21 protein-coding genes are annotated in these 20,793 nt (G+C 67.8%); 11 read left to right on the top strand and 10 right to left on the bottom strand.

The window, feature by feature from the left end:
* Nucleotides 1–35: 35 nt before the first annotated feature.
* Nucleotides 36–446 (bottom strand): GlcG/HbpS family heme-binding protein, encoded by a 411-nt coding sequence (locus D3654_RS05370; RefSeq protein WP_120520493.1) that lies wholly within the window; start codon nucleotides 444–446, stop codon nucleotides 36–38.
* Nucleotides 447–476: 30 nt separating this feature from the next.
* Nucleotides 477–1,679, bottom strand: a complete 1,203-nt coding sequence (locus D3654_RS05365; RefSeq protein WP_120520492.1) for an MFS transporter — start codon at nucleotides 1,677–1,679, stop codon at nucleotides 477–479.
* A gap of 148 nt (nucleotides 1,680–1,827) precedes the next feature.
* Here D3654_RS05365 and D3654_RS05360 point away from each other — a divergent pair, with 148 nt between their 5' ends.
* Nucleotides 1,828–2,679, top strand: a complete 852-nt coding sequence (locus D3654_RS05360) for an SDR family NAD(P)-dependent oxidoreductase (protein ID WP_120520491.1) — start codon at nucleotides 1,828–1,830, stop codon at nucleotides 2,677–2,679.
* Entirely contained in the window at nucleotides 2,672–3,019 is a 348-nt protein-coding gene (locus D3654_RS05355) for a zinc ribbon domain-containing protein YjdM (protein ID WP_120520553.1), read from the top strand. Before D3654_RS05360 ends, D3654_RS05355 begins: the two co-directional genes overlap by 8 nt.
* A gap of 6 nt (nucleotides 3,020–3,025) precedes the next feature.
* Here D3654_RS05355 and D3654_RS05350 read toward each other — a convergent pair whose 3' ends face one another.
* From D3654_RS05350 to D3654_RS05340, 3 genes are all read right to left on the bottom strand, one after another.
* Nucleotides 3,026–3,472 carry a MarR family winged helix-turn-helix transcriptional regulator gene (locus D3654_RS05350; RefSeq protein ID WP_120520490.1) on the bottom strand — a complete coding sequence of 149 codons (447 nt, stop codon included), beginning with the start codon at nucleotides 3,470–3,472 and terminating at the stop codon, nucleotides 3,026–3,028.
* A gap of 108 nt (nucleotides 3,473–3,580) precedes the next feature.
* Nucleotides 3,581–4,177: a hypothetical protein gene (locus tag D3654_RS05345; protein WP_120520552.1), complete on the bottom strand. Its 597-nt coding sequence runs from the start codon at nucleotides 4,175–4,177 to the stop codon at nucleotides 3,581–3,583.
* 23 nt (nucleotides 4,178–4,200) lie between these two features.
* The gene (locus D3654_RS05340; protein WP_120520489.1) at nucleotides 4,201–5,142 is read right to left on the bottom strand and encodes a DNA-formamidopyrimidine glycosylase family protein; all 942 of its coding nucleotides are present in this window, start codon (nucleotides 5,140–5,142) and stop codon (nucleotides 4,201–4,203) included.
* A gap of 162 nt (nucleotides 5,143–5,304) precedes the next feature.
* On the opposite strand from D3654_RS05340, the gene gcvH reads away from it, so the two are divergent.
* The 5 genes from gcvH (at nucleotide 5,305) to D3654_RS05315 (ending at nucleotide 8,377) form a co-directional block, all read left to right on the top strand.
* A complete protein-coding gene (gene gcvH / locus D3654_RS05335) occupies nucleotides 5,305–5,691 on the top strand; it encodes a glycine cleavage system protein GcvH (RefSeq protein WP_120520488.1) in 387 nt (128 codons plus the stop codon).
* 132 nt (nucleotides 5,692–5,823) lie between these two features.
* A complete protein-coding gene (locus D3654_RS05330; protein ID WP_120520487.1) occupies nucleotides 5,824–6,300 on the top strand; it encodes an FHA domain-containing protein in 477 nt (158 codons plus the stop codon).
* Nucleotides 6,301–6,323: 23 nt separating this feature from the next.
* Nucleotides 6,324–7,043 (top strand): transcriptional regulator FtsR, encoded by a 720-nt coding sequence (gene ftsR / locus D3654_RS05325; protein WP_120520551.1) that lies wholly within the window; start codon nucleotides 6,324–6,326, stop codon nucleotides 7,041–7,043.
* Nucleotides 7,040–7,543 carry a bifunctional nuclease family protein gene (locus D3654_RS05320; protein WP_120520486.1) on the top strand — a complete coding sequence of 168 codons (504 nt, stop codon included), beginning with the start codon at nucleotides 7,040–7,042 and terminating at the stop codon, nucleotides 7,541–7,543. The genes ftsR and D3654_RS05320 overlap by 4 nt, the downstream gene beginning before the upstream one ends.
* A gap of 240 nt (nucleotides 7,544–7,783) precedes the next feature.
* Nucleotides 7,784–8,377 carry a MerR family transcriptional regulator gene (locus D3654_RS05315; RefSeq protein WP_120520485.1) on the top strand — a complete coding sequence of 198 codons (594 nt, stop codon included), beginning with the start codon at nucleotides 7,784–7,786 and terminating at the stop codon, nucleotides 8,375–8,377.
* Nucleotides 8,378–8,475: 98 nt separating this feature from the next.
* Here D3654_RS05315 and D3654_RS05310 read toward each other — a convergent pair whose 3' ends face one another.
* Nucleotides 8,476–9,327 carry a ParA family protein gene (locus D3654_RS05310; RefSeq protein ID WP_120520484.1) on the bottom strand — a complete coding sequence of 284 codons (852 nt, stop codon included), beginning with the start codon at nucleotides 9,325–9,327 and terminating at the stop codon, nucleotides 8,476–8,478.
* Nucleotides 9,328–9,631: 304 nt separating this feature from the next.
* Here D3654_RS05310 and D3654_RS05305 point away from each other — a divergent pair, with 304 nt between their 5' ends.
* Complete coding sequence (locus D3654_RS05305; protein WP_120520483.1) at nucleotides 9,632–13,027, top strand: pyruvate carboxylase; 3,396 nt, start codon at nucleotides 9,632–9,634, stop codon at nucleotides 13,025–13,027.
* A 101-nt stretch (nucleotides 13,028–13,128) separates the two neighbouring features.
* On the opposite strand, the gene D3654_RS05300 is transcribed toward D3654_RS05305, so the two are convergent.
* On the bottom strand, nucleotides 13,129–14,940 hold the full coding sequence (locus tag D3654_RS05300; protein WP_120520482.1) for an AMP-dependent synthetase/ligase: 1,812 nt from the start codon (nucleotides 14,938–14,940) through the stop codon (nucleotides 13,129–13,131).
* Nucleotides 14,941–15,268: 328 nt separating this feature from the next.
* Here D3654_RS05300 and D3654_RS05295 point away from each other — a divergent pair, with 328 nt between their 5' ends.
* On the top strand, nucleotides 15,269–16,267 hold the full coding sequence (locus tag D3654_RS05295; RefSeq protein WP_120520481.1) for an ROK family glucokinase: 999 nt from the start codon (nucleotides 15,269–15,271) through the stop codon (nucleotides 16,265–16,267).
* A 23-nt stretch (nucleotides 16,268–16,290) separates the two neighbouring features.
* On the opposite strand, the gene D3654_RS05290 is transcribed toward D3654_RS05295, so the two are convergent.
* Genes D3654_RS05290 through D3654_RS05280 form a run of 3 tightly spaced genes read right to left on the bottom strand, consistent with a single transcriptional unit; the run spans nucleotide 16,291 to nucleotide 18,448 of the window.
* Nucleotides 16,291–16,824 carry a hypothetical protein gene (locus tag D3654_RS05290; protein WP_120520480.1) on the bottom strand — a complete coding sequence of 178 codons (534 nt, stop codon included), beginning with the start codon at nucleotides 16,822–16,824 and terminating at the stop codon, nucleotides 16,291–16,293.
* On the bottom strand, nucleotides 16,821–17,663 hold the full coding sequence (locus D3654_RS05285) for an alpha/beta hydrolase (RefSeq protein ID WP_120520479.1): 843 nt from the start codon (nucleotides 17,661–17,663) through the stop codon (nucleotides 16,821–16,823). Before D3654_RS05285 ends, D3654_RS05290 begins: the two co-directional genes overlap by 4 nt.
* Entirely contained in the window at nucleotides 17,660–18,448 is a 789-nt protein-coding gene (locus D3654_RS05280; protein WP_120520478.1) for an alpha/beta hydrolase, read from the bottom strand. Before D3654_RS05280 ends, D3654_RS05285 begins: the two co-directional genes overlap by 4 nt.
* 109 nt (nucleotides 18,449–18,557) lie before the next feature.
* Between D3654_RS05280 and D3654_RS05275 the strand changes: the two genes are divergently transcribed.
* Both D3654_RS05275 and D3654_RS05270 read left to right on the top strand, forming a co-directional pair.
* Nucleotides 18,558–19,271, top strand: coding sequence for a lysophospholipid acyltransferase family protein (locus D3654_RS05275; protein ID WP_120520477.1), 714 nt, complete (start codon nucleotides 18,558–18,560; stop codon nucleotides 19,269–19,271).
* A 95-nt stretch (nucleotides 19,272–19,366) separates the two neighbouring features.
* Entirely contained in the window at nucleotides 19,367–20,737 is a 1,371-nt protein-coding gene (locus D3654_RS05270) for a class II 3-deoxy-7-phosphoheptulonate synthase (protein WP_120520476.1), read from the top strand.
* Nucleotides 20,738–20,793 lie beyond the last annotated feature (56 nt).

Below are 20,793 nucleotides of genomic sequence, written 5' to 3'. Positions count from 1 at the left end.
CCCGGCAATCGCCGGGGGTTCCGTCGTCGAAGCAGCTAGCCCAGCTTTGCCACGGCAGCAGCCGCGAAGGAGTGATCCTGTTCCGGGGCGCCGCCGCCGACGCCGATCGCGCCCACCAGCCGTCCGTCCCGGTGCACCGGGATACCGCCGGCGATGAACAGCAGCGGGCGATCCAAGGCGGTGGCGAGGGTGTGGAACGGGCCGTCGGGCTTGACCGCATCAACGACGTCGGCCGTTGCCGCGTTGAGCTGCACCGCGGTGTAGGCCTTGCGGGTGCTCGTCTCGCCGGAGATCAGCAGCGCCTGGTCGTCCCGGCGGAACGCCAGGAGGTGGCCGCCGGCGTCGAGCACACTGATGCTGACGTTGACGCCCTCGGCCGCGGCAGCGTCGCGGGCCGTGCCGAGAAGCAGTTCGGCGTCCGTTGCGGTCAGGTGGGGTGTAGCCATGGTTTTTCTCCTTGTGGATAGGTGTGGTGGTTAGTGGACGGCGACGGCGGACTCGTTGACGGCGGGCGCCTCGGCGTCCGCGGGTCGCAGGTTCCTGGCGGTCGCCTTCGCGATCAGCATGACGACGAGGGCGGCGGCGGTGATGGCGGTGCCGATCCAGATGGGTGACGTGTAGCCGAGGCCGGCCGCGATGCCGAGGCCGCCGGTCCAGGCGCCGAGCGCGTTGCCCACGTTGAAGGCGCCGATGTTGGCACCGGAGGCAAGGGTGGGGGCCTGGCCCGCGTAGATCATGATGCGGCTCTGGAGGCCCGGAACCGTGCCGAAGCCGAAGCCACCCATGAGGAAAAGGGCAACGATGGTGGCCGGCTGCGAATCCGCGAAGAGGCCGAACAGACCGAGGATCACGATCAGGGCGGCGATGAAGAAGATGAGGGTCCCGTCGATGGAGCGGTCCGCGAGGCGTCCGCCCAGCCAGTTCCCCACCACCAGGCCGGCGCCGAAGAGCACCAGCAGCCACGGCACGGAACCGGATGCGAAGCCGCTGACCTCGGTGAGCGTGTAGGCGATGTAGGTGAAGGCGCCGAACATGCCGCCGTAGGCAAGGACCGTCACGAGCAAGGAGAGCCACACCTGTCCGGAGCGGAAAGCGCGCAGTTCGCTGCGCAGGCTGATGTGTTCACCGGAGTGGCGCAGCACGGGAACGAGGACCGCGATGCCGATGAACGCCAGGACGCCGATCCCGGAGATGGCCCAGAAGGTGGCGCGCCAGCCGAACTGCTGGCCGATGAAGGTGCCGAAGGGGACGCCGAGCACGTTCGCGGCGGTGAGGCCGGTGAACATGATGGCGATGGCGCCGGCCTTCTTGGCCGGGGCGACGAGGCTCGCGGCAACCACGGAACCGATGCCGAAGAAGGCGCCGTGGCAGAGGGCTGCGATGATGCGGCCGATCATGGCAAGGCCGTAGTCGCCGGCCAGGGCGGTGAGCGCGTTGCCCACAATGAAGAGCACGATCAGGCTCAGCAGCACGGCCTTGCGGGGGAGCCGGGTGGTTGCAGCGGTCAGCAGCAGGGCGCCGACAACGACGCCCAGGGCGTATCCGGAAATGAGCCATCCGGCTGCGGCCTCGGTCACCGCGAAGTCCGCGGCCACCTCGGGCAGCAGGCCCATGATGACGAATTCGGTAAGGCCGATGCCGAACGCGCCGATGGCGAGCGCGAGTAGGCCGAGAGGCATGAGGGGTCTCCTGTTACACTGGGAAAGTAGTTGCAGGCGCTGGTTATTTCGCCCGATGAATCTATAGTTGCACACGCAAATAACAAGCGCAAGCAACTACTTTGTGAGGTGCGTCCCGGACCGCTGCCCTGCGGGCTCAAGGAGGATCATGAACCGCTTCGAACGCAAGGTCTGCCTGGTGACCGGCGCCGGGCATGGGATCGGCGCCGCCGCGGTGCGGCGCCTGCATGCCGAGGGTGCCGTCGTCGCGCTCGCCGAACTGGACGTCGACGCCGCCCGGCATCTCGCGGCGGAACTGGACCCCGACGGCGGCAGGAGCCTCGTGCTCGCCTGCGACCTCACGGACCGCACGTCCGTGGACGCGGCGGTTGCCGCCGTCGCCGGACGTTTCGGCAGGCTGGACGTCCTGGTGAACGTCGCCGGCGGCGCGCTGCCGCACCCGCGCCTGGCGGAGGGGATGAGCGACGACGACTGGAACGCGGACCTCGACCTCAACCTCAGCGGACCCATGCGCCTGATCCGGGCGGCGGTGCCCCATCTGCGGAGCAGCGGCGGGGCGGTGGTCCTGGTCGGTTCGGTCAACGGTGTCCAGGCGTTCGGCGGCGAGGCCTACTCCGCCGCCAAGGCCGGGCTCGGCCTGCTGGTGAAGAACCTCGCCGTCACCCTCGGTCCGGACGGCATGCGCCTGAACCTCGTGGCGCCCGGAACCATCCGCACCAGGGTGTGGGACGGCCAGGGCGGCCCCGACAGGCTGGCCCCAATGTACCCCCTCGGGCGCGTGGGCGAGCCGGAGGATGTGGCCGCGGCCATCGCCTTCCTGGCGTCGGACGACGCCGCCTGGATTACGGGTGCCACGCTGCCGGTGGACGGCGGTGCGCTCGCCGGCCCGCTGCACACTATGCTCGGGCTCAGGGACGGGGCTGCTGCGGCCGCGCCCGGACGGGGAGGCAAGGGCGGCAAGGATGCCCTGGGCGGCCTAGTATCCTTGGATGGTGAGTGAATCCCTGCCGCCGTGCCCCGAATGTTCCAGTGAATTCGCCTACGAGATGGGCGCGCTGCTCGTCTGCCCCGAATGCGGCCACGAGTGGGAGCCCGTCGCCGAGGGCGACGACGCGGGGGAGAAGCTCATCAAGGACGCCGTGGGCAATGTGCTCGCCGACGGCGACACCGTCACCATCATCAAGGACCTGAAGGTCAAGGGCAGCTCGACGCCCATCAAGGTGGGTACCAAGGTCCGCAACATCCGCCTCGTGGACGGCTTCGGCGACCACGACATCGACTGCAAGGTGGACGGCTTCGGCCCGATGCAGCTCAAGTCAAGCGTCGTGAAAAAGGCCTAGTAAGGCCTAGACCGCCTGCAGGGCGCCCAGCGCCCGCACCAGCGGCTCCAGTTCCGGTACCGCCCCGGCCTCTTCCAATGCCATCTCCAACGCCTCGTCATGCACCGGCCGGGCGGCCAGCAGCAGCTTCTGCCCGGCGTCGGTCAGTTCGGTGTAGATCCCGCGGCGGTCGTCCGCGCAGAGGATCCGGGTGAGCAGCGCGCGGTCTTCGAGGCGGTTGACCAGGCGCGTGGTGGCGCTGCTGGACAGGGCGGTGGCGCGGGCCAGCTGCTGCATGCGCATGTGCCAACCGTCCTGGCGGCTGAGCGCGTCGAGCACGGTGTACTCCACCACCGAGAGGCCGGCGGCCGACTGCAGTGCCTTCTCCAGCGCCGCCTCGATGGTCCCGTGCAGTGCGGCAAGCGTCCGCCAGCCCTGCGCCCGGACTTCGACGGCGTCGTCCTTGATGCCCATGTTCCCGTAACTCCTGCCGATAGTGCGCGCAACCATATATGCAGCGCATGCAACTAATATTCTACGGCGACGCGCGCCGTACATCCAGCCCGGGCAGGTTCTGCCGCCTTACTGCTGCTCCGCGTCGTCGACGTCGGTTTGGCCGGCTCCCGCCTGTCCCGCTTCCTTTTCCGCCTTGAGCCGGTCCCTCTCGGCCTGCTGTAGCGTCTTCATCTTCTTTCCGCGGCTGCGCCACATCTGGACCAGGACCACCAACACCACTGCCGCCACGAACCCGGCAATTGCCGCCACGAGTGAGGCCGTGCGGAATCCGGGCGCGTCGACGTCGAGGACCCGCTCGCCGGCGTGCGCAGCGTTGCTGGTGCCGAGCGCGATGGAGAGGGTCAGCAGGTTCGGGGTCGAGATCGCGACGCCGAGCACCACGAGCGCGATCTTGAAGGGCCAGCCCACCTTCCTGTTCAGCCCGATCAGCGCCACGAGGGCCGCGGCGAAGGTGAAGACGAAGCCGTAGAACATGCCGGCCAGGATCCCGGCGGAAATGCTGCCGTTGACCTGCTGCCCAATGGTCTGCGACCACCAGCGGGGGAGGAAGGCGGCGAGGGCGAAGTAGGAGATGACGGCGAAGACCAACGCGACAAGGATCAGGATGATCTTGGCGCCCCAGTTGCCTTTTTTCTTAGGGGGTACTGGCGCTTGTTCTGTCATGGCACCCATCATGGCAGAGGCACTCAGTCTGCCGGCTCCTCTCCCGTGCCGCGTCCCGCGGGCCGTTTGAGGATCTCCCCGCCGCTCTGGCAGCCGGGGCAGTATTGGAAGGATGTTCCCACGTACGCCAGTTCCTGGATGGTGGTGCCGCAGACGGGGCAGCTTTCACCGGTGCGGCCGTGGACCGCCATGGACTCCTTCTTGGCGGCCTTGAGTTTATCCGGCGCCAGACCGTCCAGCGCTTCGGTGGCATCTCCCAGGAGCCCGCGCATGGTCGCGTAGAGCCGGCCAACGGCCTCGGCGTCCAGGGACGCGCCCGGGGCGAGCGGAGACAACTTGGCCGCGTGCAGGATCTCGTCGCTGTAGCCGTTGCCGATGCCGGCAATCCGCTTCTGGTCCCTGATGATGTCCTTGGTCCGCTGACGGGACGTGAACAGGTGCGTGAACTCCTCGAGCGTGAACTCCGGGTCGAGGGCTTCGGGTCCGAGCTCGGCGATACCCGAAACCTCTTCCGGGTCATGCACGATGAAGACGGCCAGGCCCTTCCACCTGCCCTCGTCCGTGAGGTCCACCCCGAAGTCCGTGCCGTGGTTGCTGAAGCGGAAACGGGCGGAGACGTATCCCGCGGCGGCCATGCTCCCGGACTCCGGCTCCGGAGCATCCTTGAGCCCGGAAAGCTTCCCGGACAAAAGCAGCCAACCGGCCTTGGCGAAACTGACCACGATGCTCAACGCGCCGCCTTCGTCCGCGTATTCGGCCGAATCGGTGGCCGCTGACGTCTGGAACACCAGGAACTTGCCACGCCGATGCACACGTCTGACAGTCCTGCCGGCAAGGCTTTCCGGATCGAAGCCCTTGCTCTTCAGCGCAAAGCGGGTGGGGAACTGCAGGCTCACCACCGTGGCGCCCGCCAGGCGCGCATCGAGGTAGGCGGCCAGGGCCGTGAGTTCTGGAAGTTCAGGCATGGCGATGCTCCTCCAAGGGAACCTTCTGGCAGGGCGGACCCTCTTGCGCCCATCATTCCAGAGACCTCTGGGGAGGCGGGAGGAATGTGCCTATACTTTCAGCGGCGGCGCGGAAGCCTGCTTCGCCGTCGTGGTCCTCAACGTCCAGATGAAAGGCGACCGATGAGCAACATTCCTGCCGATCTCTCCTACACCGCCGAGCACGAATGGGTGGCTGCCCCCAACTCCGATGGCGTCGTCCGCATCGGCATCACCGACTTCGCGCAGGACGCCCTGGGTGACGTTGTCTACGTCCAGATGCCCGAACCCGGCACCACCATCACTGGCAACGAGGTGGTGGGCGAGGTTGAGTCCACCAAGAGCGTCAGCGACATTTACGCCCCGGTGAGCGGCGAAGTCATCGCCCGTAACGACGCGCTGGACAGCGATCCGGCCCTGATCAACTCCGATCCCTACGGTGACGGCTGGCTCCTGGAGATCAAGCTCGCGGAAGCTGACGCCGTCGAGTCGCTGCTCAGTGCATCCGAGTACGAACAGCAGGTAGGCTAAAAACATCTGGTCCGACACGCCGGTTCTCCCGCAACGGAGAACCGGCCGGACCAGCAACCCGTTTGGCCCGGCGGAACCGGGCAGAAGCGAACCGGCGTCTGTGGGAGGCGCCGGCGGATGAGGAGGATTTCCATGGTTGGCGGCGAACAGAACCCGGTCCCGGGCCGGTCCGAAGGACTGGATCAGCCGACGTCGGAGACCACCTCGATCCAGCTCACCCCCATCAGCAGCGAACCCGGTGTCACCCCGCGGCTGCTCGCCGAAGAGCGCGCGGCCGTGGACGCCCTGCCCCCGGGATCAGCGCTCCTGATCGCCCACAGCGGTCCGAACGCCGGCGCCCGTTTCCTGCTGGACTCGGACAGCACGACGGCGGGCCGCCACCCGGATGCCGACATCTTCCTCGACGACGTCACCGTCTCGCGCAAGCACGTCGAATTCCACCGCACCGCCGGCGGCTTCGAAGTGGTGGACACCGGCAGCCTCAACGGCACCTACGTCAACCACGACCGCGTGGACAGCGTGCAGCTGAAGAACGGCAGCGAAGTCCAGATCGGTAAGTTCCGACTCACCTTCTACCTGAGCCCTGCGCGCGCTGCAGGGCAGGCCTGAATCCGGAGTACCTGCCTGTGGCAATTGCCCAGCCGGAACGGCGTGGACCCCAGGTCCTGAATATCGGCGAGGTCCTCGCCCAGCTGAGCGACGACTTTCCCGCGATGACGGCGTCGAAGATCCGCTTCCTTGAAGAAAAGGGACTGATCAACCCCAAGCGGACCCCCGCCGGGTACCGCCAGTACGCGGAAAGCGACGTGGAACGCCTGCGCTTCGTCCTGGCGCTGCAGCGCGACCAGTACCTGCCGCTGAAGGTCATCAAGGACTACCTCGACGCGATCGACCGCGGCGAACGCCCGGAGAACCTACCGCCGGGCGTGACCGTTTCCCCGCGGATCGTCTCCGATGAACTCGCGGCCGAAATTCACGGCAGGGCACGGGCCCTCAGCGAGGAACAGCTCCGCACCGAGTCCGGCGCCAGCGTTCCGCTCCTGCAGTCCCTGCTGGACTTCGGTCTGATCAGCCACGTCAACGGCAAGTTCGACGAGCACTCCCTGCAGGTGGCGCGCGCCTGCGTGCAGCTTGAAAGCCACGGCCTGGAGCCGCGGCACCTGCGCCCCTTCCAGGCGGCCGCGGACCGCGAGTTCGGGCTGGTGGAACGCGCGGTGGCGCCGCTGATGTCCCGCAAGGACGCGGCCTCGCAGTCGCGTGCCGCGGAAGCGGCCCGGGAAATCAGCGAACTTTGCCTCACCCTGCACCGGGCCCTGGTGCAGGACCGGATCTCGCGCATGGAATCGTCATGATCGAAGTCGAGATTGTCGGGGTGAGGATCGAGCTCCCGTCCAACCAGCCGCTGGTCCTCCTCAAGGAGATCCAGGGGGAACGGCACGTGCCCATCTGGATCGGCACACCGGAGGCCAGCGCCATCGCCCTGGCCCAGCAGGGCGTCGTTCCGCCGCGGCCAATGACCCACGACCTCCTCGTGGACGTGGTCGAGGCCCTCGGCCACGCGATCGTCAGCGTGAACATCGTCGCCGTCGAGGACAACATCTTCTACGGCCAGCTCCAGTTCGACGACGGCACCACGGTCAGCTCGCGGGCTTCGGATGCGCTGGCCCTGGCATTGCGCGCGAAGTGCCGCATCTGGTGCGCCGACGCCGTGATGGAAGAAGCCGGCGTCCGGATCACCGAGCACGACGAAGGGGAAGAGGCCGAGCCGGGCCCGAGTGTGGACGAGGAACGCGAAATGCGCCGCTTCCGGGAGTTCCTCGACGACGTGGAACCCGAAGACTTCGAAGGCTGACGGCTTCCTAACGTTAAAGCCGAAGGTGAAAGTTTCGACACGACGTGAAATTGCCCCAAGCGTCTTTGACCTTGGGCCTCTGCGCGCCTAACGTCGGAGGTATCAAGTTCCCGTTGCATGCACAGCGGGCGTGGCTCACACTGGAGAGTGCGGACACGTCTGAAATTACACGTTTGACGTTCCATGCGTGTCTGTTGTGCATGCGCCATCCCCAGGGGAACTTCGGACAAGGAGGGTCACGTGAGTCCCAAAGGCGAAGCAGGCGAGCTGAAGCAGGCCTCGATTGGTGTTGCTGCGCCCGCTAGCGGTGCCCAGGGTCTTCTTTTCACCGAGGACCTGCCGGTCCTCGACGAAGACGCAGGCTATCGTGGCCCCACCGCGTGCAAGGCTGCGGGCATCACCTACCGCCAGCTCGACTACTGGGCGCGCACCGGCCTGGTCGAGCCCGCCGTGCGCGGCGCCGCCGGTTCCGGATCGCAGCGACTCTACGGTTTCCGCGACATCCTGGTCCTGAAGGTGGTCAAGCGCCTCCTGGACACCGGCGTCTCCCTCCAGCAGATCCGCACCGCCGTCGAGCACCTGCGTGAGCGCGGCGTCGAGGACCTCGCGCAGATCACCCTGATGAGCGACGGCGCGAGCGTCTACGAATGTACCTCCGCCGACGAGGTGATCGACCTCGTCCAGGGCGGGCAGGGCGTCTTCGGCATCGCCGTCGGACGCGTCTGGCGCGAAGTGGAAGGCAGCCTCGCCCAACTCCCCAGCGAACACGCCGCCGAACAGACCTTCCCCGACGACGAACTCAGCAAGCGCCGCTCGGCCCGTCGCACCGGCTAGCCGGAGCCCCACTGACAACAAGAAAGCCGCCTTCCACCGGAAGGCGGCTTTCTTCGTTTGGAAAGTGGCGGCGTCGTCCGTGCCGTAATGGCGCGGCGTCAGCGGCGGCGTTCGCGCTGGCCGTTCGAAGGGGCATGGCCGTTCGAGGCGAGCAGGTTCTCCAGGAGCGTGTCGAACAGCTTCGCGGTGCCCTTGGCGGAATCGCCCGGCCAGTGGTGCACGGCGTGCGCGGCGCCCTGGATCTGCTGCCAGTTTGCCTGCTCGGGGATGTGCGGGGTCAGCAGGAGTTCGCCGAACATCGATTCCATCTCGGCGAGGCGGAAGCCGTGCTCGGAGGATCCGCTGCGCACCCGGTTCGCCACGATGCCCGCCGGGGACAGCTGCGGGGCGAACTCCTGGCGGAAGAGCTGGATGGCACGCATGGTGCGTTCCGTGCCGGCGACGGAGAAGAGTCCTGGTTCGGCCACCAGGACCACGCGGTTGCTCGCGTTCCAGGCCATGCGGGTGAGTCCGTTCAGCGACGGCGGGCAGTCCACCAGGACGAGCTGGTAGGAACCGGCGCCGGCCAGTACTGCCGAAAGGCGGCGGAGGTCGCGGCGCCCGAGGTCGGGCCGGTCGTAGATGCCCGTGTACGCGGAGCCGACGGCGACATCCAGGACGGCGTGGCCGTTGGCGAGGGCGGGGGAGCCGGTTCCGGCCGGGATCTGGCCGACCCAGCCGCTTGCCGCCACGTTCTCGTTCAGGCGGGCCTTGCGGGGGTTCTTGAGCATCCGCCCGATGTCGAGCTGCCCGGCGGGCTGGACGCCCAGTGCGGTGGTTGCGTCCGCGTGGGGATCAAGGTCCACAACCAGGGTGGGAATGCCGGCAGCCAGAGCCGCCGATGCCAGTCCCGTCGTCACGGAGGTCTTGCCCACGCCGCCCTTGAGGCTGCTGATGCTGACTACTTGCACTTGAAAACCCAAAACCTAACGCCGGTTGCCGTGTAGCTGTGGTGAGTGTCCCGGCCCCGCCGGAACGGGGGCCTGGCTGACGCCCCACAACATTCTATGTGGACCGGCCGGGGATTCACGGCTTCACCGTTCCGGAGGCCTGCCGCGGCCCGTCCAATAGCACGCTGGAGCGGGTTGCGGGCGAAGGTGGACTTCACGTGACGACAGTCATTGTGACGGTCGACACAAAGATTTGTGTTTGTCCCGGCCGTTCTTACACACTGTGACCACCGACCGGTTACACCCGCAATGATGCAGGAGAAGTATGTTTTCCAAAATTCTGGTGGCCAATCGCGGCGAAATCGCGATCCGTGCCTTTCGCGCCGGCTATGAGCTGGGCGCCAAGACTGTAGCGGTTTTCCCCCATGAGGATAGAAACTCGATCCACAGGCAGAAAGCTGACGAGGCCTACCTTATTGGTGAAGAGGGCCACCCGGTCCGTGCTTACCTGGACGTTGCGGAGGTTGTCAGGGTCGCCAAGGAGGCCGGGGCGGACGCCATCTACCCGGGCTACGGCTTCCTGTCCGAGAACCCGGACCTCGCCCGCGCCGCCAAGGCCGAAGGCATCACCTTCGTGGGCCCGCCCGCTGAGGTCCTCGAGCTTGCCGGCAACAAGGTTGCCGCCCTCGAGGCCGCCCGCAAGGCCGGTGTTCCGGTCCTCAAGTCCAGCGCCCCCTCGCGCGACATCGACGAGCTGATCGCCGCCGCGGACGAAATCGGCTTCCCGATCTTCGCCAAGGCCGTTGCGGGCGGCGGCGGGCGCGGCATGCGCCGCGTCGAGACCCGCGAGGCCCTTCCTGAGGCCCTGCAGTCCGCCATGCGCGAAGCAGACGCCGCGTTCGGTGACCCCACGATGTTCCTGGAGCAGGCCGTGCTGCGCCCGCGCCACATCGAGGTGCAGATCCTCGCCGACGCCGAGGGCAACGTCATGCACCTGTTCGAGCGTGACTGTTCGCTGCAGCGCCGCCACCAGAAGGTCATCGAGATCGCACCGGCCCCGCAGCTGGATGAGTCCATCCGCCAGGCCCTGTACCGCGACGCCGTCGCCTTCGCCAAGGCCCTCAACTACGTCAACGCGGGCACCGTGGAGTTCCTCGTGGACACTGCCGGCGAGCGTGCCGGCCAGCACGTCTTCATCGAGATGAACCCGCGCATCCAGGTGGAGCACACGGTCACCGAGGAAATCACCGACGTTGACCTTGTGCAGGCACAGATGCGCATCGCCGCCGGGGAAACCCTCGCCGACCTCGGCCTGAGCCAGGACACTGTCTTCATCAAGGGTGCCGCCCTGCAGTGCCGCATCACCACCGAGGACCCGGCCAACGGCTTCCGCCCCGACGTCGGAAAGATCACCGGTTACCGTTCCGCCGGCGGCGCCGGCGTACGGCTCGACGGCGGCACCGTCTACTCCGGTGCAGAGATCAGCCCGCACTTCGACTCCATGCTGGTCAAGCTCACCTGCCGCGGCCGCGACTACCCGGCCGCCGTCAAGCGCGCCCGCCGCGCCTTGGCCGAGTTCCGCATCCGCGGTGTATCGACCAATATCCCGTTCCTGCAGGCCGTGCTGGACGATGAGGACTTCGTGGCCGGCAACGTCGCCACCTCCTTCATCGACGAACGCCCCGAACTGCTTAAGTCCCGGGTCTCCGCCGACCGCGGCACCAAGCTGCTGACCTGGCTGGCCGACGTCACCGTCAACAAGCCCAACGGCGACCTGAAGGTCCATTCGGACCCGGCCGCCAAGCTGCCCGCCGTGGACGGCAAGGAGTACCCGGCCGGGTCCCGGCAGAAGCTGCTGGAACTCGGTCCCGAAGGCTTCGCCAAGGCGCTGCGCGAGCAGGCCGCTGTCGCCGTCACGGACACCACGTTCCGTGACGCGCACCAGTCGCTGCTGGCCACCCGGGTCCGCACCCGCGACCTCGTCGCAGCAGCCCCTGCTGTGGCTGCGCTGACCCCGCAGCTGCTCTCGGTCGAAGCCTGGGGCGGCGCCACCTACGACGTCTCGCTCCGCTTCCTCGGCGAAGACCCCTGGGACCGCCTTGCCGCCCTGCGCAAGGCCCTGCCCAACGTCTGCCTCCAGATGCTGCTGCGTGGCCGCAACACGGTGGGCTACACCCCGTACCCGGAGGAAGTCACCGAGGCCTTCGTCAACGAGGCCGCAGCCACCGGCATCGACATCTTCCGCATCTTCGACGCCCTGAACGACGTGAACCAGATGGCGCCGGCCATCCGCGCCGTCCGGGCCACCGGCACCGCCGTCGCCGAGGTCGCCCTCTGCTACACCTCCGACATGCTGGATCCGGAAGAGAAGCTCTACACGCTCGACTACTACCTCGAGCTGGCACAGCGCATCGTTGACGCCGGCGCGCACATCCTCGCCATCAAGGACATGGCCGGCCTGCTGCGCCCCGCCGCGGCAGCCAAGCTGGTCTCGGCCCTGCGAGAGCGCTTCGACCTGCCGGTGCACCTGCACACCCACGACACCGCGGGCGGCCAGCTGGCCACCCTGCTGGCCGCCGTGGACGCAGGGGTCGACGCCGTCGACGCCGCCTCCGCATCGCTCGCCGGAACCACCAGCCAGCCCTCCGCCTCCGCGCTCGTGGCCTCCCTGGCCCACACGCCGCGGGACACCGGCCTGGACCTGGCCTCGGTCAGCGCGATGGAACCCTACTGGGAGGCAGTGCGCCGCGTCTACGCACCCTTCGAGTCCGGCCTTCCGGGCCCCACCGGCCGCGTCTACCAGCACGAGATCCCGGGTGGACAGCTGTCCAACCTGCGCCAGCAGGCTATCGCCCTGGGCCTCGGCGAGCAGTTCGAAGCCATCGAGGACATGTACACGGCCGCGGACCGCATCCTCGGCCGCCTGGTGAAGGTCACGCCGTCCTCCAAGGTGGTGGGCGACCTTGCCCTGCACCTGGTGGGCCTCAACGCCGATCCTTCGGACTTCAACGAGAACCCGCAGAACTACGACATCCCGGACTCCGTCATCGGCTTCCTGTCCGGCGAACTGGGCGATCCTCCCGGAGGCTGGCCGGAGCCGTTCCGCACCAAGGCCCTGCAGGGCCGCACCATCAAGGTGCGGGACGTGGAACTGAGCTCCGAGGACAGCGCCGCGCTCAAGTCCGATTCCGCCACCCGCCGCCGCACCCTGAACCGGTTGCTCTTCGCCGGTCCCACCAAGGACTACCTCAAGAGCGTCGAAAGCTACGGCAACCTCTCCGTGCTGGACACCCGCGACTACCTGTACGGACTGCAGCGCGGCGCCGAACACGTGATCGAGCTGGAGAAGGGCGTCCGCCTGATCGCCTCCCTCGAAGCGGTCTCCGAGGCCGACGAGAAGGGCATGCGCACCGTGATGTGCAAGCTCAACGGGCAGTCCCGCCCGGTGGTGGTGCGCGACAAGTCGGTGGTCAGCAACGTCAAGACCGCGGAGAAGGCCGATCCTTCCCAGCCGGGCCAGGTGGCCGCGCCGTTCGCCGGTGCCGTGACCGTGACGGTCAAGGTGGGCGACAGCGTCAACGTCGGCGACACCGTTGCCACGATCGAAGCGATGAAGATGGAAGCATCCATCACGACGCCAGTGGCCGGCAAGGTTTCGCGCCTGGCCATCAACGCCGTCGAACAGGTCCAGGGCGGGGACCTGCTGATCGTCGTCGAGTAAGGCAGTGTAGTAAGACGGTCGAGTAAGTCCAGTAGCGGACAAAACGAAGGAGGCCCGGGGAGCAGTTCAAGCAGCCCGGGCCTCGTTCGTTTTTGTGGGCCTTAGGAGTTCTTCGGAGCCGCGTACATCTCCTCGATGACGGTCTCGAAGTCCTTCATCACCTGGGCGCGCTTGACCTTCATGGACGGGGTCAGGTGGCCGGACGCCTCCGTGAAGTCCGAGTCGACGATCCGGAAGGACTTGATGGCCTCGGCCTGGGACACAGACTGGTTGGCCTTGCTGATCAGTTCCTGCACCGCGGCCCGCACCACCGGGTTGCCGGCGGCTTCGTGGACGCTGGTGCCCGCCGGCAGTCCGTGCCGTTCCAGCCAGCCCGGGAGGGCCTCCTCGTCAAGGGTCACCAGGGCGCCGATGAACGGCCGGTTGTCGCCGAGCACCACGACCTGCGACACCAATGCGTCGGCACGGATCTGGTCCTCAAGCAGGGCGGGGACCACGTTCTTGCCGCCGGCAGTGACGATGATTTCCTTCTTGCGGCCGGTGATCTTCAGGAAGCCCTGCTCGTCCAGTTCGCCGATGTCTCCGGTGCGGAACCAGCCGTCCACGAAGGTCTCGGCGAGAAGGTCGTCGCGCTTGTAGTAGCCATTCATGACGCAGACTCCCTTGGTGAGGATCTCGCCGTCGTCCGCGATCTTCACAGCGTTGCCGGGAAGCGGCCGCCCTACGGTGCCGATCTTGATCAGCGAGGGGGTGTTCACGGAGACCGGTGCCGTGGTTTCCGTCAGGCCGTAACCCTCGAGGATCTGCAGGCCGATGCCCTGGAAGAAGTGGCCCAGGCGTTCGCCCAGCGGACCGCCGCCGGACACCGCGTGGGAGACTTCTCCGCCCATGGCCGCCCGGAGCTTGCCGTAGACGAGGCGGTCGAACAGTGCATGCTGGAGCCGCAGGCCCAGGCCGACCGAGCCGCTTTGGCGTGCCTTGGAGTAGGCGATCGCGGTGTCCGCCGCCTTGTGGAAGATGCCGCCCTTGCCGCCGTCCTCGGCCTTGCTCAGCGCTGAGTTGTAGACCTTCTCGAAAACCCGCGGCACGGCCAGGATGAAGGACGGCTTGAAGCTCTGGAGGTCCGAGAGCAGGTTCTTGATGTCCGGGGTGTGGGCCACCTGCGCGCCGGCCGCGACGGCCAGGACCGAAATGAAGCGGGCGAACACGTGGGCGAGCGGCAGGAACATGATGGTCCGGGCGTGCTCGTTGACTACGTCGCCCAGGGAGGCCAGGGCGTTTTCGGACAGCTCCACGAAGTTGCCGTGCGTCAGTTCGCAGCCCTTGGGCCGGCCGGTGGTGCCGGAGGTGTAGATGATGGTGGCGGTGTCCGCGAGGACCGCGTTGCTGCGGCGGGATTCGAGTTCCTCGTCGCTGATTCCGGTACCGGCGCTGCGCAGCAGGTCGAGCCCGCCGCCTTCGAGCTGCCAGACGTTGGCCACGGTGCCCAGGTCCTGGCCGGCCACGGCCTGCCGGATGATGTCCTCGTGGTGCGCAGCCTCGGCGAAGGCCGCCACGGCGCCCGAGTCGCCGAGGTTCCAGGCGACCTGCGAGGGGGAGGAGGTTTCGTAGATCGGAACCGAGATGCCGCCGGCGAACCAGATGGCGAAGTCCACCAAGGTCCATTCGTAGCGGGTGCGGGACATGATGCCCACCCGGTCACCGGCCTGCACGCCGTTGGCGATCAGGCCCTTCGCCAGTGCCGACACATCGGCGAGGAACTCGCGGGCGTGGATGCCCTGCCACTGGCCGGAGCCGTCCAGCTTGCCGAAGAGGGCGGGGTTGGAGGGCTTGTTTGCCTGCCGAATCACGAGGTCCGTGATGTTGGTTTCAGGGGAAACATTTACGAGGGGCGGAACACTGACTTCACGCACGATAGCTCCTTTGATATCAACAGACCAAAACAGGGCTGCTCTAACTCTAATACGCCCGGAGTCCGGGTGTGTCCGAGTTCACCTACTGGCGAGTAACTTTACGGTGAAGCCCGGAAATCCGCCAACGCGCGGCCGTTTCGAAGTGTTGCTTCGCCGCCCGCCGGTCCCGGCGGATGTCCCGGCCCGGGAATAGGATGGCGGGATGCTGAGAACGTCACCACCAGCCGGCACCAGGGCGCGGAAGGCGCCCTGGCCCGCCTCCGCCGCCGTCCGCCGTCGTGGTCCCGTACGGCGGGAGAGTGCTCCTTGGGGCCCCGGTGCGGAGAAGATGGTGGCCGCGTCCGCCGGGCACTCCCGGCTGGGGCGCCGGGGCCTGGCGATCGGGATCGACATCGGCGGCACCAAGGTGGCCGCCGGCGTCGTCGACGCCGAGGGCCGGGTCCTCGAGGAGCGGCGCCGCGCGACGCCGGGCAGCGATCCCCGCGCAGTGGAGCGCGTCATCGTCGAACTGGTGCAGGAACTCGGCGAACATCACCGGATTGCCTCGCTCGGCATCGGGGCGGCCGGGTGGATGGATCTCGACGGCGGAACGGTGCTGTTCAGCCCGCACCTCGCCTGGCGCAATGAGCCGTTGCGGGACAACCTGCAAAAGCTCCTGCGCAGGCCCGTCCTGCTGACCAACGACGCCGACGCCGCTGCCTGGGCGGAATGGCGCTTCGGCGCCGGGCGCGGCGAGAGCCGCTTGGTGTGCATCACGCTCGGCACCGGCATCGGCGGCGCCATGGTGATGGACGGCCGGCTGGAACGCGGGCGCTTCGGGGTTGCGGGGGAGTTCGGCCACCAGGTGGCCGTGCCCGGCGGGCACCGCTGCGAATGCGGCAACCGGGGCTGCTGGGAACAATACGCGTCGGGCAACGCGCTGGGCCGGGAAGCCCGGGAACTCGCGCGCCGGAAGTCTCCGCTGGCCTACGAACTGCTCAAGGCAAGCGGCGGGGTGGTGGACGACATCACCGGCCTGACGGTTTCCCAGCTGGCGAAGTCGGGCGATCCGGCGTCGAAGGAGCTGCTGGAGGAGGTCGGGCAATGGCTGGGCCTGGGCCTGGCCAACCTTGCTGCCGCGCTCGATCCGGGGACGTTCGTGATCGGCGGCGGCCTGTGCGACGCCGGCGAGCTGCTGGTGGGGCCGGCGCGGCAGGCGTTCACGCGGAACCTCACCGGCCGCGGATTCCGCCCCCCGGCGGCGATCAGGCTTGCCGAACTCGGCCCGCGGGCGGGGATGATCGGCGCGGCCGATCTCTCCCGGGTCAGCGGAAGGCTGCAGGGCTAGCTACGCAGGCGAGGAAACCGAGCTCAGACCCGGGCGCCGTCGTCGTAGTCGTCCTTCTCGCGGGGGAGCCGCATGATGAGGTAGACCACCGCGGCGAGGAACGCGGCGACCATCCCGAGGACGGCGGGCAGGGGCGCCGAACGCCAGAACATTGCCGTGAACAGCAACGCCAGCGGGCCGCCCACGGCGCCCACCCAGGCCAGCATTGTCAGGGGTTCGGTCCCGGCCAGGCTGGGCGGGTCCTCCGGGACGAAGGTCCCGTCGTCCTCTGCCGCCTCGTAGTCGCGCGGCCCGCTGCCGGGCAGGGCGTCGCCGGAGTCCGCTGCGTCCGGGAGGGCACGGGAGAGCCCCAGCGGGTCGTAGTCGCTGAACCTGCTGGGACGCAGACCGGTCCCGTCAGCATCGGGGCGGGTGTCAGGAAGGCCGCCGGGAAGGTCCTCGGTGGGATCCGGGATTTCGTCCGGCATGGCTTCGAGCCGGGCCACGAGGTCGAGCCAGACGGCGTCGTCGTCCTTGTTTGCGCTCTGGTCCGCGGAATCGGGTCCAGGCCTGTTCATGGGTGGCGTCCTTCAGGTCCGAGTTGTTCAAAAGCAGGTTCGACAGGAGCAGGGTCCTCCAGCGCGGCGCCGGTGTCCTCCGCAGTCAGTCCGGCAACGGTCTTCCGGATGAACTCCGCGGAGGCCTGGAAGATTCCCGGCGCGTCGTTGTCCAGGGTGGCCACGTGGTAGCTGTTCTCCAGGATGGTCAGTTCCACGGGGGCCGTCACGAGGCGCCGCAGCTGCCGGATGCTGGCGTCGGACATCACATGGTCAACGGAGGACCGGAACACCCGCACCGGCGCGGAAATCCGGGGAAGCAGCCCCAGGGTGTCCTTGTACAGCTTCTTCAGCTCGTGGCCCGCGGCCACGGGGGTGCGGGGGTAGGCCCCTTCGTCCATGCCGGGTTTGCGGATGTCGTTGGCGATGGGCGGGGTGGTCTTGAGGACATGCTTGAGGATGCCCACCACGGCCGCGCGCGGGTCGTCGATCACCAGGCCCGGGTTGATCACGATCGTTCCGGCGACCGGCCGGGTGGCCCCGATCCGCAGCGCCAAGGTTCCGCCCATGGACAGCCCCGCGGCGAACACATAGTCGCATTCGGCCTGCAGCTCCAGGTAGGCGGAGTCCACGGCGTTGTGCCACTCCTGCCAGCGCCGCGTGGCCATGTCCTGCCAGGTGGTGCCGTGGCCCGGAAGCAACGGCAGCCGGACGGCGAAGCCTTCCTCGGCGAGGTACCGTGCCCAAGGCCGCATGGCTTGCGGGCTGCCCGTGAATCCATGGCTCATCACCACCCCGACGCTGGGGCCGGAGCCGGTGAAGGTGCTCGTGAACGGCGAGAAATCGGGGAGAGTGTTCATGATGACTCCGAGGCTACTCTGTGGGCGGCGTGCCGCAGGAAAAAGGCGGCGGATTCTTCGAGGATCAGCGGTGCGTCGAGGTCCAGCGTCGCCACGTGCCCGCTGTGCGGCAAAGGTACGACGTGCAGGTCCTTGCTCCCGATGCGTTTGCTGATCATCGCGAGGGAACTCGGGGGCACCACGGCGTCCTGCGCCGATTTGAACACCAGTGCCGGTGCAGTGATCGCCGGAAGGGAACGGGCGGTGGAGCGGAACAGTTTCTTGAGTTCGTGCACCGCCGCCAGCGGCGTGCGGGAGTAGTCGCCGTCCTCGGTGGGGGCCGCCGTCGGGTTGTCTTCCTCAATCGGTACGGTGGTCCGCATGACGTGCTTGAGGGCGCCGATGTACCGGACCCGCCGGTCGTAGAAGCTGAGGCCGGGATTCACGACGGCGACCCCCGCCACCGGGTGCCGGGCCGCGGTCCGCAGCGCCACGGCTCCGCCCATCGACAGGCCCGCCACGAAGCAGCGGGAGGTCCGTCCGGCCAGCTCCAGGTAGCTTTCCTCGAACGTCCCGTACCAGTCCTTCCAGGACGTCCGCGCCAGGTCCCGCCAATCCGTTCCGTGCCCCGGAAGGAGCGGGACCGTGACGGCGAATCCCAGGGCGGCGAGGTGTTCGGCCCACGGCAGGACGCTGAGGGGGCTGCCGGTGAATCCATGGCAGAGGGCGATTCCGGTGCGCGCGTTGTCCCCGTGGCCGGCGTACCGGAACGGCCGGGGACTGTCCGGGACGCTGCTTTCCGTCATGTGTCCATCGTGTCACTGTTCCGCATAATTCACACAGGAGTAGGGTGGCAATTGAGCGCCGGGGCGACGCGTCCGGCCATATTCATATGCCGCCCGGGGAGGAACCACGGTGTTCTATTGGGTTATGAAGCGGATCTTTATCGGTCCCATCCTCAAACTGCTGTTCCGTCCATGGGTCAAAGGCCTGGACAACATTCCCGCCGAAGGCGCAGCCATCCTCGCGTCCAACCATTTGTCCTTCTCCGACTCGATCTTCCTGCCGCTGATGGTGCGCCGTCCTGTGATCTTCCTGGCCAAGGCCGAGTACTTCACCGGCACCGGGCTCAAGGGCAGTCTCACCGCATTGTTCTTCCGGCTCACCAAGCAGCTGCCCATGGACCGCTCGGGCGGCGCGGCCTCCGAGGTGTCGCTGCAGGCAGGCAAGGGGGTGCTGTTGGGCGGGGGACTGCTCGGCATCTACCCGGAAGGCACCCGCAGCCCCGACGCCCGCCTGTACCGGGGCAAGGCCGGCGTGGCCAAACTGGCGCTGCAGACCCGCGTTCCCGTGATCCCCGTGGCCATGATCGGCACCGAGAAGGTGCAGCCCATCGGCAAACGGATACCGAACATCCGGCGCATCGGCATGATCATCGGGCAGCCGTTGGACTTCAGCGAGCACTACGGCAGCGAGGAGGACCGCACCGTGCAGCGCACGGTCACGGACCGGATCATGTACGAGATCATGCGGCTCTCCGGGCAGGAGTACGTGGACGAATACGCGGCGGACGTGAAAGCCCGCCTTGCCGGCCATGACGACGGCGGCGGAACCGTCGGAAAAGTGTGACGGCACCGCTCGATTGGGTTACGGCAGCCGTGTCCCCAAACAGGGCGGCCGCCCACTAGTCTTGTAGGGTGACTGAGCTAATTCCCGCACCCTCCATGACAGGCCCCATGACCAGTACGGCGCAAAGCGGCGCCGCTGACTATCCGGGCCTGGACGACTGGCGTCAGCTGCCCATCTCGCAGCAGCCCACCTGGTCGGACAGGGACGTCTTCGACGCCTCCGTCAAGGAACTCTCGGTGCTGCCTCCGCTGGTGTTCGCCGGCGAGGTGGACGTCCTGCGCGAGCGCCTCGCCGCGGCCGCCCAGGGCCGTGCCTTCCTGCTCCAGGGCGGCGACTGCGCCGAGACCTTCGAGGGTGCCACCGCGGACAAGATCAGTGCCCGCGTCCGGACCATCCTGCAGATGGCCGTGGTGCTGACCTACGGTGCCGCGATGCCCGTCATCAAGATGGGCCGCATGGCCGGCCAATTCGCCAAGCCGCGCTCCTCCAACGACGAAACCCGCGACGGCGTCACCCTCCCGGCGTACCGCGGCGACATCGTCAACGGCTACGATTTCACCCCGGAATCCCGGGCCCACGACGCCGGCCGCATGCTGAAGGCGTACCACACGTCCGCGTCCACCCTGAACCTGATCCGCGCCTTCACGCAGGGCGGCTTCGCCGACCTGCGCCTGGTCCACCAGTGGAACAAGGGCTTCACCTCGAACCCGGCCCACGCCCGCTACGAATCCCTGGCCCGGGACATCGACCGTGCCATCCGCTTCATGGACTCCTGCGGCGCGGACTTCGAGGCCCTCAAGCGCGTCGAATTCTTCGCCAGCCACGAAGCCCTGCTGCTCGACTACGAGCGCGCGCTGACCCGCATCGACTCCCGCACCGGCCTGCCGTACGACACCTCCGGCCACTTCCTGTGGATCGGCGAGCGTACCCGCGAGCTCGACCACGCCCACGTGGACTTCCTTTCCCGCGTGCGTAACCCGATCGGCGTGAAGCTCGGCCCGGGCACCACCGGCGACGACGCGCTGCGCCTGATCGACAAGCTGGACCCGAACCGCGAACCCGGCCGCCTCACCTTCATCACCCGCATGGGTGCGAAGAACATCCGCGAGAAGCTGCCCGCCGTCGTCGAACGCGTCACCGCGTCCGGCGCGCAGGTGCTGTGGGTCACCGACCCGATGCACGGCAACACCGTCACCTCGCAGAACGGGTACAAGACCCGCCGCTTCGACGACGTCATCGATGAGGTCCGTGGCTTCTTCGAGGTCCACCAGGCGCTGGGCACCGTACCGGGCGGCCTGCACATGGAGATGACCGGCGACGACGTGGCCGAGTGCCTGGGCGGATCCGACCCGATCGACGAAGCAGCCTTCGCCGACCGCTACGAGTCCGTCTGCGACCCGCGCCTGAACCACATGCAGTCCCTCGAAATGGCCTTCCTGGTGGCCGGGGCGCTGGCAAAGCACTAGCAGCTGACAACGCCGAAGGGGCGGTCCGGTTCATTCCGGGCCGCCCCTTCGGCGTT

It is taken from the genome of Arthrobacter celericrescens (assembly GCF_003614925.1).
Lineage (GTDB): Bacteria > Actinomycetota > Actinomycetes > Actinomycetales > Micrococcaceae > Arthrobacter > Arthrobacter celericrescens.
The sequence above is the reverse complement of the archived record's forward strand: the minus strand, read 5'-3'. Positions and strand labels throughout refer to the sequence as shown.